The organism is Lentilitoribacter sp. JB5-8 (genome assembly GCF_055693385.1).
Genome location: NZ_CM146332.1, coordinates 1140830 through 1152348, shown reverse-complemented (window position 1 = coordinate 1152348; position 11519 = coordinate 1140830). Strand labels below are relative to the sequence as shown.

At 44.5% G+C, this 11519-nt stretch carries 8 protein-coding genes and 1 pseudogene; 5 read left to right on the top strand and 4 right to left on the bottom strand.

Features of this window, described 5'->3' with window-relative positions; all coding sequences use genetic code 11:
* Positions 1–196: 196 nt before the first annotated feature.
* From ACZ1GZ_RS05520 to edd, 4 genes and pseudogenes are all read left to right on the top strand, one after another.
* Positions 197–433, top strand: a complete 237-nt coding sequence (locus tag ACZ1GZ_RS05520; protein ID WP_472667476.1) for an SMc00767 family acetate metabolism repressor — start codon at positions 197–199, stop codon at positions 431–433.
* Positions 434–579: 146 nt separating this feature from the next.
* On the top strand, positions 580–2052 hold the full coding sequence (gene zwf / locus ACZ1GZ_RS05515) for a glucose-6-phosphate dehydrogenase (RefSeq protein ID WP_472667475.1): 1473 nt from the start codon (positions 580–582) through the stop codon (positions 2050–2052).
* Positions 2024–2745 (top strand): annotated as a pseudogene (gene pgl / locus ACZ1GZ_RS05510) (6-phosphogluconolactonase). The gene zwf and the pseudogene pgl overlap by 29 nt, the downstream one beginning before the upstream one ends.
* Before the next feature lie 38 nt (positions 2746–2783).
* Complete coding sequence (gene edd / locus ACZ1GZ_RS05505; protein ID WP_472667474.1) at positions 2784–4598, top strand: phosphogluconate dehydratase; 1815 nt, start codon at positions 2784–2786, stop codon at positions 4596–4598.
* Positions 4599–4652: 54 nt separating this feature from the next.
* Here edd and ACZ1GZ_RS05500 read toward each other — a convergent pair whose 3' ends face one another.
* Entirely contained in the window at positions 4653–7007 is a 2355-nt protein-coding gene (locus tag ACZ1GZ_RS05500; RefSeq protein ID WP_472667473.1) for a GNVR domain-containing protein, read from the bottom strand.
* Between the two features lie 249 nt (positions 7008–7256).
* Here ACZ1GZ_RS05500 and ACZ1GZ_RS05495 point away from each other — a divergent pair, with 249 nt between their 5' ends.
* Positions 7257–8525: a lipopolysaccharide biosynthesis protein gene (locus ACZ1GZ_RS05495; protein ID WP_472667472.1), complete on the top strand. Its 1269-nt coding sequence runs from the start codon at positions 7257–7259 to the stop codon at positions 8523–8525.
* A gap of 43 nt (positions 8526–8568) precedes the next feature.
* Here the strand turns inward: ACZ1GZ_RS05495 and ACZ1GZ_RS05490 are convergent, their stop codons facing one another.
* The 3 genes from ACZ1GZ_RS05490 to ACZ1GZ_RS05480 are packed head-to-tail and all read right to left on the bottom strand — an operon-like array spanning position 8569 to position 11394.
* The gene (locus tag ACZ1GZ_RS05490) at positions 8569–9447 is read right to left on the bottom strand and encodes a DUF6492 family protein (RefSeq protein ID WP_472667471.1); all 879 of its coding nucleotides are present in this window, start codon (positions 9445–9447) and stop codon (positions 8569–8571) included.
* A gap of 10 nt (positions 9448–9457) precedes the next feature.
* Positions 9458–10216: a WecB/TagA/CpsF family glycosyltransferase gene (locus ACZ1GZ_RS05485; protein WP_472667470.1), complete on the bottom strand. Its 759-nt coding sequence runs from the start codon at positions 10214–10216 to the stop codon at positions 9458–9460.
* Entirely contained in the window at positions 10213–11394 is a 1182-nt protein-coding gene (locus ACZ1GZ_RS05480) for a glycosyltransferase (RefSeq protein ID WP_472667469.1), read from the bottom strand. The genes ACZ1GZ_RS05485 and ACZ1GZ_RS05480 overlap by 4 nt, the downstream gene beginning before the upstream one ends.
* Between the last annotated feature and the right edge of the window lie 125 nt (positions 11395–11519).

The following is an 11519-nucleotide window of genomic DNA, read 5'->3' as shown; positions in this document are numbered from 1 at the left end:
TCAAATTTTATACAGCATTACCCTGTTTTAGGCACTATTTCGCACAAATTCCTCGCCGAAACTCCCCTTCTCTGTAAATCTAGTCACAAGCCAGCGCGGAATTGAACGTAGAGCATCAGCATTAAATTCAATCTGTGACTAAAATTTACAAATCGATGATCTTTAGGATCAAACAGTATTATTAATGGAGACCATTATGGCACCTAAGACACGCGTTAAAGAAAGAGCAGAAGAGCAATCACACTCAATGCCAGAAAATCAGCAGGCATCCATTCACCGCCTCGCAAATGATTTACATCGCCTGAACAATTCAATTATGAAGGCAGTTGATGAAGGTGTATCCGTTGAACTTATCCGTTCAGCACGCCATCACGGCGGCAATGGAAATTGGGGCGATCTTTTGGTTCCTGTTATCGTTGCTAACAACAATTAATTCTTCAATGTTCCCTTATCCAATAGCCTCGATTTTATCGGGGCTATTTTTATAGCCTGACGAAAATTGATAATTTTCTAGATTAATACTAGCATTTTTAAATCGATTAGATTATGTAACTGCTATACCAAACATGGATGAAAATTATGAGCAGTCAGATCATACCCGTAGATCCCTTTGACTATATTGTCTTTGGTGGAACAGGCGACCTCGCCGAACGCAAACTTCTTCCAGCGCTTTATCACAGACAAGCAGCAGGACAATTTTCTGAACCAACCCGCATCATTGGCGCTTCGCGGTCAGAAAAATCACAAGAAGAGTATCAAGCCTTTGCGATGGCGGCTCTTAAAGAGCATGTCAAACCAAAGGAGTTTGATCAATCCGAAGCTGATAAATTTGTCGCGCGCCTCGATTATGTTGCGCTGGATGCAAAATCTGACAAGGGCTGGGACAATCTGGTCGAAAAGCTTAAAGGCAGCGAAGACCGCGTTCGTGCGTTTTACATGGCAGTTGGCCCGTCGCTATTTGGTGATATTTCTGAGAATATTCGCCAGCATGGCTTGATCACTGATAAAACAAGGGTTGTTGTTGAAAAGCCATTGGGTCGCGACCTTGCGTCCGCTCGTGAGCTAAACGACACAATCGCAAAAGTGTTTAAAGAAGAACAAGTTTTCCGTATCGACCATTATCTCGGCAAGGAAACCGTGCAGAACCTTATGGCTCTACGTTTTGCCAACGTGCTTTATGAACCATTGTGGAATTCAGCTCACATCGACCATGTTCAGATTAACGTATCTGAATCTGTTGGGCTTGAAGGACGTGCTGGGTATTACGACAATGCCGGCGCGTTGCGTGATATGGTGCAAAACCACCTTGTGCAGCTCATGTGCCTTGTTGCCATGGAACCACCTGCATCAATGAATGCAGAAAATGTTCGCGATGAAAAGTTGAAAGTTCTGCGCTCACTTAAGAGAATTGACACAAGTAACACAGATAAGTTGACTGTACGCGGTCAATATAAAGCAGGTGCATCAGATGGTGGACCCGTATCTGGTTACCTTGATGAGTTGGGTAAACCATCAAATATTGAAACTTATGTTGCAATTAAAGCTGAGATTTCAAATTGGCGTTGGAATGGTGTGCCATTTTATCTACGTACGGGTAAACGCATGCCAAATCGCGTTTCTGAAATTGTTATCAATTTTAAACCTGTCCCACATTCAATCTTCGGTGAAGCCGATCAAGCCGTGCATGCGAACCAATTGGTTATTCGCCTACAGCCTGATGAGGCCGTGCAGCAATGGATCATGATTAAAGATCCAGGTCCTGGTGGAATGCGCTTGCGTCATGTTCCACTTGATATGAGCTTTGCTGAGAATTTTGATGTACGCCATCCAGATGCTTATGAACGTTTGTTGCTCGATGTTATTCGTAACAACCAAACACTATTTATGCGCGGTGATGAGGTGGAAGCTGCATGGGAATGGATTGATCCAATTCTTGCGGCTTGGGAACAAACTGGTCAGCTTGCACAAACCTATACAGCAGGTACATCCGGACCTAGCCAAGCTATCGGCTTAATTGAGCGCGATGGGCGCACATGGTATGACAATGACTAGTAAAGTAAATTCGCACGATTTTGAAAGCAAAGATGCGCTCGCAGCGGGTCTTGCCGATGACGTTGCAAAACGTTTGCAGAGTAAGATTGATGCAAGCGGTACTGCAAGCATTGCTGTATCAGGCGGTTCAACGCCAAAACTTTTTTCCAACACTTGTCTCAACAGGCAGTTGATTGGGAAAAGGTAACTGTCATTATGGTGGATGAGCGTTACGTTCATCCCGGTGATGATCGCTCGAATGAAAAGCTCATTCGCGAAAACTTTTTACAGGGCGATGCTGCAAAGGCAACGCTTATTAGTTTCTGGCAGGATGGTCAGGATATCACACAAGCAGAAGCCACGCTTGATGGTGGTTTAAAGGCCTATCCAAATATTGATATTACAGTTCTTGGCATGGGGTTGGATGGACATACTGCATCCTTTTTCCCTGGTGGGAACAACTTAGAAGCTGCCACAGTGATGTCATGCGAACGTGCTATCATTCAGATGGAAGCTGAGGGCGCGGGCGAACCTCGCCTGACACTTACACTACCTGTTATTGTGAATTCGTCTTATCTTGTTTTGCATATTGAAGGCGAAGGTAAACGCGCTGTTCTCGAGCAAGCATTAAACTCAGATTTGGCAGAAGCTCCGCCAATTCGCACTGTTATCGAAGCATTGAATGGCTCAATAAATTTGTATTGGGCACCATAATCTAACTTGGCAATTTGCCGATAGGAAAGAAGAGAACCATGTCCGCTGATAAGCGAATTTTGGATGTAACACATCGACTAATTGAACGCTCAAAACCAAAACGTGAACCTTATCTTGACCGCGTTAAAGCTGCGAGCTCTAAAGGTCCGCACCGCTCAAAACTTGGTTGTACAAACTTAGCACACGGATTTGCGGCCAGCAGCCCGGAAGACAAACTCAATCTCGCTGGAGGTGATACGCCTAACCTTGCGATCATCAATGCTTATAACGACATGTTGTCAGCACACCAACCATTTGAAAAATTCCCTGACATAATCAGAAATGCCGCGCGCGAAGCCGGTGGCACAGCACAAGTTGCAAGCGGTGTTCCTGCCATGTGTGACGGAGTAACCCAGGGTGAACCGGGCATGGAACTTTCGCTGTTTTCACGTGATGTGATTGCCATGGCAACAGCGGTTGGCTTGTCTCATGACATGTTTGATGCAGCCCTATATTTGGGCGTATGCGATAAAATTGTTCCCGGCCTTACAATTGCGGCGCTAACTTTTGGTCATTTGCCGGCCGTCTTTGTGCCTGCGGGTCCAATGACCAGCGGTCTTTCTAACAAAGATAAAGCACGCACACGTCAGCTTTATGCAGAGGGCAAAGTGGGTCGTGCGGAATTGCTTGAATCTGAATCGCAATCCTATCATGGACCAGGCACTTGTACATTTTACGGGACTGCGAACTCCAATCAGATGCTGATGGAAATCATGGGCTTTCATATCCCGGGTGCATCCTTTGTCAATCCGGGCACGCCACTGCGTGATGCACTCACTGCGGAAGCGACTAAGCGCGCAATTGCGATTACCGCGCAAGGCAACGAATTTACACCCGCTGGTGAAATGATCGACGAACGCTCAATCGTCAATGGCGTTATTGGTCTTCATGCGACGGGTGGGTCAACGAACCACACAATGCACCTCGTGGCGATGGCAAAAGCGGCGGGTATTCAACTGACTTGGCAGGATATTTCCGATCTGTCTGACACCATTCCGCTGCTTGCCCGCGTTTACCCAAATGGCCCTGCAGATGTTAATCACTTCGCAGCGGCTGGTGGTTTGGGTTATCTCATTGGTGAACTCTTAGACAATGGTATGCTTCATGATGACGTTCGCACTGTATGGGGTGATGGTCTGTCCGCTTATCGCGTTGAAGCGAAACTTGGTGAAAAAGGTAACATCCATCATGTTGCAGCACCAAAGGTAAGTGCAGATCCAAAGGTTATTGCCACATTAGCCGAACCATTCCGCAAAGATGGCGGGCTTAAGGTTCTTGAAGGTAATCTTGGTAAATCAGTTATCAAAGTGTCTGCCGTTAAAGCGGACAACATGGTGGTCGAAGCGCCTGCAAAGATCTTTAATGATCAATCTGAATTGCAAGCCGCGTTTAAAGCGGGTGAACTCACAGGTGATTTTGTTGCTGTGGTGCGCTTCCAAGGACCAAAAGCCAACGGTATGCCAGAACTTCACAAACTCACGCCACCTTTAGGGGTATTGCTTGACCGTGGACAAAAGGTTGCGCTTTTAACGGATGGCCGCATGTCAGGTGCATCGGGTAAAGTGCCAGCTGCAATTCACATGACACCCGAGGCAAAAGACGCTGGTAACATTTCAAGATTGCGCGATGGCGATATGATCCGCCTAGATGCAATTGAAGGCACGCTTAACGTGCTTATGGATGCAGATGAGTTTGCCGCTCGCGAAGCTGAGACTATCGATTTCTCTGCTAACCATTTTGGTATGGGCCGCGAATTGTTCGGTGCATTCCGTCAGCTTGCAGGCACTGCGGATGAAGGCGCAGGCGTTTTCTAACACGGCATATAAATTAATATTGAATTGATACTGAGCCCGACATTATTGTTGGGCTTAGCTGTTTCTAGACTGCGCCCAACTTTCAAGCTCAGCGCGTAGTCTTTGCACATCGCTTTTTAATCGCATAACTTTTTCACGATCATCATTTGACGAGCTGTTTTCACGCGCGTCAGTGACTGCATTGCTCGGTTGCGCAGTCATAGGCGCTTCAAATGGAACTGGTGCAGCTGGTGCCATTTGTTGTGGCATTTGCTGAGGTTGAACTGCGACAGGTATATGCGAATGCGCTGGATAGCCATAAGGCGCATTTGGCATAGGTTGGTTCGGCATTTGTGTGTGCGGCATTGGATAACCAGTTGGCATCGATTGCTGAGGTGCAACGAAGTTTGGAGCCATCATCACCGGATTAAACTGTGGCGGATAAACTGGATGCTGTGGTGGCATTTGCGGCGCGTTTGCACTTTGGTAATTGGGCGCAGGATGTGCAGTTTCATGCTGATAGTTTTGAACAGCTTCCACGGGCGTTGATCTCGTTTGTGGCGCCTGCGCAGCTCTCACCGCGACTTGTTCCTCAAACTCATCTTCATAATTGTGCGCACCGTGATCAGTGTTCTGGGGTGAACGAGATTGTGTCGCATGACTTTGTCTTGCCCGCGGGCTGTTACCTTTTGAATGCTGCTTCAAGCTTTCAATTGAACCCAAGATAAACGCAATTGCGAGACCCAACATGCCACCCATAATCCCGAACAAAATCACCGTGGTTTTTCGTGACGTTGTCGAAGGTTGTTGTGGTGGATCGGCTTTGGCAATGACCTGAATGACCGAAGTTTCAAGATTGCCGCGTTCTGTTGTCTCGCGCGCTCGGCGAAGCAAGCTTTCATAGATCTGACGGATCGCTTCGGCTTTGCGATCTAATTCTCGTAAACCAACATTTTCAGTAGACTGACTAGAGGCGCGCGTTTTTAGAACCGCTAGTTTTTCAGCAAGTTGATTTTCTGAATCTTGAGCACGTTGTACGTCGTTTTGTGTTGATGAGATAATGCGGGTCAACTCATTTCTAATCTCTGCAGCCACCGCATCTGCGGATGCTTTTGCCGCGATATATTGTGGGTGGCGTGGTCCCAAACCAACAGCTAATGAATCACTATTTGATTTGGCTTCGGTATATTGCTTGCGAAGCTCGGTGAGAGTTGTTGTCAAAGCAGCTTGTGGGAATGAGCCGGAAATAACGCCATCGACATCGGCATTTTTCAACTCATTGGCAAGCACAGTTTTTGCAACTTGGTCTGCGCGAACTCTTGCAAGTTCATTGCTTAGCGCAAGCATCTCTTTTTCATTAATAACGCCACCGCCAACATCGATAATGTCATTTTCAGAGCGATATTCAACAATTGCTTTTTCAGCAGCGTCCAATTTCACACGAAGCTCTTCCAGTCTCGATTCAATTGAATTGGATGTTTTGGCAAAAATTCCAGACTGCTGGTTTTTATATTCAATGAGATATTCTTCAACAATTGTGTTGGCAACCAGGGCGGATTTTTCTGCGTTATTTGTCGTTGCACCAATATAAACAAGGAATGTTTCTGGATCTCGTGCTAGCCCCATGCTCTTTTGCAAATAAGACACCGCGTTTTCAAAGGGATCATTTGACTGTGAACTTGGCGATAAGATATCTTTGATTTTTGTAAAAATACCAGTTGTGTCATCCCCGTTAAATTCCGGGTCTTGGTCCAGACGTAGTTTTTCCACAACACGCTCAAGCACACTTGCCGAACGCGCAACTTGCATTTGACTATCAACCACAGCTAATAGAACTTGAGAACTCGCTTGGTTATTACTATTGACCGTGTCTGTTACTTGAACATCTCGCGGATCAAGTATCAAACGACTATCTGCATAATATTTGTGTGGTGTCGATAATGCGACAAATACACCGATAAAGGCACCGATAAATCCAAACGCGATGACAAGCCATTTTTTAGCCCAAATGTGACGAGCGATTATGAAGAGATCCAAGAGTGGTTTGTCTGGATCAATTTCATAGGAATTTGAATATTCAATTTGATGGTCAACCGGCTTTACCTGCTGCGCGTCGTCAAATTCATCGCGCGCTTGTTTTTTATTTAGAAAACCAAACTTTTTGGAGCTTTGACGTTCCGCGGTTTTCGCAGCATGTTCTTCAGGCGCTAAAGTTTGATGTGGTACGCGTGGACGCGATGGTGCCCGGTCGGGATTGCTTTGACTGAGTTCTGCGCGACTAACTTGTGGGCGACTAACTTTTTGGCGACTGGGTTTTACTTTCGAACGGATTTTGCCATGGCTTTGCGCATTTCGGCCGACATCCTGTTGACCTCCATTCTGAGGAGAACTGGAAGCAAGATCCAATAAAGATTGCCTTTTCTGACGCATGAAATCCCAATTTAAACTAATATGTTGCCGACTAATTAAATATCGCGCAGCAAAACCGATTTGTTAATGCACAGTAAGCAGTTATGGGTAACAAAATATTAACAACGGATCAGTGTCATGCACTTTCGGGTAATTTCTCCATCATTTATCCTATTTTACACGGTAAATACCCCGTATCTTAGTAATAAATTTTATATTTCAAGCTATGCTGGATCGAAGTAAACCACCCAGAAGGCCATAAATTCTCCAATGTTTGGAAGTCTAAATATCTTAGTTCGACAAAATATCGGACGCATCCAAGATTACGCGACGTTGGTTGGTGGTTCCGTTGGCCGCCTAGTCATTTCGCTTGGCTATTTCATAGCCATTGCCAATACACTTGCAGTTAAAGACTTTGGCTTGTTTGCAACGGCTTCAGCAACCGGGATTATTCTATCTCGGCTTATTGCTTTTGGATTTGCATCACCCATGTATCGGATTGCAACATCTAAGAAACGATTGCTGGGTGTTTATACCCCTGGCCTGATTGTTGGTAGCGTTTTATCACTCCCTTTAATTGGTCTGATTGCATTGGGGTTCTATTATCTTATTTTCGACGGCGAAATGTCGTTGATGGCATTCATTTGCATTGTCGCGGCCGAAGTTATCTTTTGGCGCGCGATGGAAATTACGACCATTGTTTTAAACGGACTATATCGGTTTGCAGCAGGATCAATTTTAGTCATCATTGCAACTATAATGAAAATGCTTGGAGCAATTGCCTTTGCTTTCCTGTCAGATAGTTCAATCGAACAATGGGGCGTTTATTACATCTTTGCAAATGCTGCATCAGCTTTGATCGCCATTTTATTTTACTACCCACGTGTAAAAATGCGCTGGTGTTTAAAAGTATATCTTGCACGCTGGGTTGATTCACTTGCGGTTGCTGCGGCTGAGATTGTTTATTACGCTCAAGCCGAATTGGATAAAATTCTTGTACTGGCCATTGGCGGTCCGCAAATTGCTGGTGTTTACGCCATTCTTATGCGCCTTGTTGATATCACAGCTCTTCCTGTGCGCTCCCTGTTTATGCTGATAATTCAACAAATCATGCGCACAAAAACGACAATTCAATCTCTTAAATATCGAATTATCTTCGAAGCCGCGATTGCGTTTATTTCATTTGGTGGAATTGCCGCACTTGCGATATTCATGTGGCTGTTTCCCAACATCTTGGGAGAAAACGTCGCGCAGATATCCCCATTCTTGATTTTGGTTCTACTCGTTCCAAGTTTTAGAAATTTAACTGAATATCATTCTGAATTACTTTATGCGGTTAATCGCACTTTGCTACGTACAACCAATGCCGCCATCATTGGTTTTATGAAAGCCTGCTATCTATCATGGATATTCGCAATGTTCTCTGAAGATGAGCAATGGTTTATTATGCTCAACGTTATGTTTGGATTGTTATATCTTACTTCTCTCTTGCTCACATATCCTGCTATGCGGAGAGTGGCACCAATCCTTAAAAACTAGCATTGCCAATACACTGCTAAGACAATTATATGATATGGGCAAATCACTCAGGATGAATTTCACGAACAACTGAACGAATGTCATCCATCGGTATGCCAACAAATGACTGAATGCCAACGGCCACCTGTTCATTACTCATTTTTCTGATAAATGACTTCAAACCATCTTTGTTCGGTTCGGTGGCATTTTCATCCCATAAAACATGGCATAATGAATGACCTGTTGGCAGATGGTTTCGACCCATGCGAACTTCATCGACATACCGACCATAAATCATGCATTCAGACATTTGAGAATGCCGAACAATCGCACGCATCCAATGACATTTATTTTGTGCTTCAATGTAATCGAGCATATCGCAAACTGTTTCTCGGCGCCAAGCAATAAAAGTCGTAATGTAATCAGTCTTAGAGATTAAGGGCTCTGAAATGCCTAGTAATTGGCCAGCATTTTTTGACCATATTAAGTGCTCTTGCATATCTTCATCAAATGCATCTTCGTTGCGATAGAACCTGATCGCATCGACATCACCTAAATCATCGACATCGAAGTTTCTGACCATAACGACGTCGGAATCAAGCGTTAGCAAAATATCTTCTTTGATATAGCGTGCAACGGCTAAGCGCCGCAATTGTTGCGCATGCCATCCGCGCAATGGTCGGGAAAATGGCGTGAGCCAAACTCTGGCGTGACGTGCACTAATTGGGTCTGGGAACGACTTACACCAAAACGGAAAAATTTCGCTTTCAGCAATGATCTTTCGGTTTTCATTTTCAAGCGGACTAAACGTTTCGCGATCGATATCTGCGACCAAAAGATAATGCGTCCAATCACCCTTAAGGCGCTGATCCATGCTCTCACACAAAAAAGCACATCGCTCAAAGTCTTTATCATAGGTTGCTGTTACTACTGCTGTCGTCATCGTTTGAAAATCACTTTAAGAAGCGTCTGCGAACCACATGCCAGAGAAATAGCGGATTGCCAAGAATATACCGGCGCCAAAGTCGTTTTGGTTCGAGCGAAAGTCGATAGAGCCACTCAATACGCATTTTTCGCCAGCTTGCAGGCGCGCGAGGGACACGATGAGACACGAAGTCAAATAGCGCGCCAACTGTGAACACCAGTTTTGCATGCTCAACTGTAAGATACTCATCAACCCATTTTTCCTGTGTAGGGCTTCCCATACCCACAAGTAGAATATCTGGTTGCTCAGCTTTTAATTTAGATAGGATATTTGGAATATCTTGTTGATCAAAATAACCATCTGAAACGACGATGAAATCGTGCCAGGGTGTTGCAGATTTAAATTTTTCAGCCGCACGTTCAACCACTACTTTTTGACCGCCTACCAGTGCCACCTTCATGGGTTTTTGAAAATACACCATTAAAGCAGGTATTAAATCGGTCCCGTTTAGGTTCGCTTTAAACGTCTCTCCGGAGGAAATTTTCGTTGCCAGATCAACCCCTACTCCATCAGGGAGGACAATCGCATCTTGAATGCAATTTCGGTATTGGGGATCGCGCATCGAGATGTTCGCATTATGTGCATTGATGAAGGCAAAAATCGACTGCTCATCATCAAGCTGGTATCGCCCGGTGATGTTTTTAAAACCTTCATCCCAACTCCAATTTTCAACATCGATACCCAAGATATCAAGTTGTGGGCTTGCTTTTAATTGTTCCTGTATCACGATATTTGCAGTTCCTTTTGTGATACATCCAATGGAGATAAACCGCTTTCTAACGCAGTAAGAAGTTGGTCGAGCTGCTGACGATGGAAATCATTTCCATCAATCTTTAACTCTTCACCGGACTGGATACGATTGACCATATCTAAAAGTGCAGTAGCGAATTCTTTGCCCTCATCTGCAACCACACAATTAGTTGGCAATTGATCTATACCTCGCAGTGAACTTTTTGTGGCCACTGTGGGCAGACCCATCTCAAATGTCTCTATTGTTTTCAATTGAACCCCCGTGCCCTCGCGGCTAACCAGCGGAATGACACGGCAAGAACCTACAAATTCATGCGCGTCTTCCACCCTGCCCAAAAACGAAACATTACTGGGAGCATTGGATGGAACATTTGATATGTTCCCTGCAATTGCGATTTTTAAATCTGGTATATGTCTAACAACGTTTTCTAAAAACCAATCGAGGCCAGATCTATTGGCTGCCCAACTCCAGGAGCCGATTAAACCAAGATCATATTTGGGTTTTGTCGCTAGACTTTTTGATAAATGCTCAAAGCGTGTGACCAGAGGTAAATAAGATGATTTTTCCTCAACCTTTAAACCAATTCGATCTGCGTTTGCTAAAGTGAAGACATGATTTGCACCCTTGCATAAACCGCTTTCGAGTTTTTTCAAAAGCCTAGCTTCACGCTTGAATAAAAATGATGACACAGGATTTGAAGCATTGACCGCATTTTTATATGCAGATTGAGATTCAACATTATGTGCAAGGAACACAAATTTGTCTTTGCCAAATTGATCAATAAATGCACCAGGCAACTGAACTGAGTTTAAAAATAGCCCGTCATATGGCCGACACTTGTTCAAAGCAGCTTCAATTTCAAAAGCAGGGGTTTGAAGCATTTTTGCAACGGAGACCGGGGTAGTTGAGGTAAACGCACGCAATAGCCATTTGAGCTTCTGTATTTTTCCAACTTTGGAGTTTGTCACTTCCAATTGATCCAATACTATGGTGTCGTCTGGATAAGCGGGTTTTTCGCCGGGCGTTAAGTATCCAATGATTTTGAGCTCAACACCCAACGCTCGCAACGCATCGACAACAACACGGTTAGCGATATCGTAGCCAGATTTCGGATTTTCGACCGGTACCAATGATGTTAAAAAAACAAGCTTCATAAACTATCCTTTGACGTACTTATAACGAACAAAGGTCAAATCGGAGTTAAACGAGATGATTAAAATCGAATATAATCATCAATAATATCTTTAGATGATCGTTATATGGTCACGCGAAAGAGATA

Bases quoted from the DNA above. Each gene is read 5' to 3' on its own strand.
- edd (WP_472667474.1), top strand. From the start codon at position 2,784: ATGTCCGCTGATAAGCGAATTTTGGATGTAACACATCGACTAATTGAA.
- ACZ1GZ_RS05500 (WP_472667473.1), bottom strand. From the start codon at position 7,007: ATGCGTCAGAAAAGGCAATCTTTATTGGATCTTGCTTCCAGTTCTCCT.
- ACZ1GZ_RS05520 (WP_472667476.1), top strand. From the start codon at position 197: ATGGCACCTAAGACACGCGTTAAAGAAAGAGCAGAAGAGCAATCACAC.
- ACZ1GZ_RS05480 (WP_472667469.1), bottom strand. From the start codon at position 11,394: ATGAAGCTTGTTTTTTTAACATCATTGGTACCGGTCGAAAATCCGAAA.
- zwf (WP_472667475.1), top strand. From the start codon at position 580: ATGAGCAGTCAGATCATACCCGTAGATCCCTTTGACTATATTGTCTTT.
- ACZ1GZ_RS05490 (WP_472667471.1), bottom strand. From the start codon at position 9,447: ATGACGACAGCAGTAGTAACAGCAACCTATGATAAAGACTTTGAGCGA.
- ACZ1GZ_RS05495 (WP_472667472.1), top strand. From the start codon at position 7,257: ATGTTTGGAAGTCTAAATATCTTAGTTCGACAAAATATCGGACGCATC.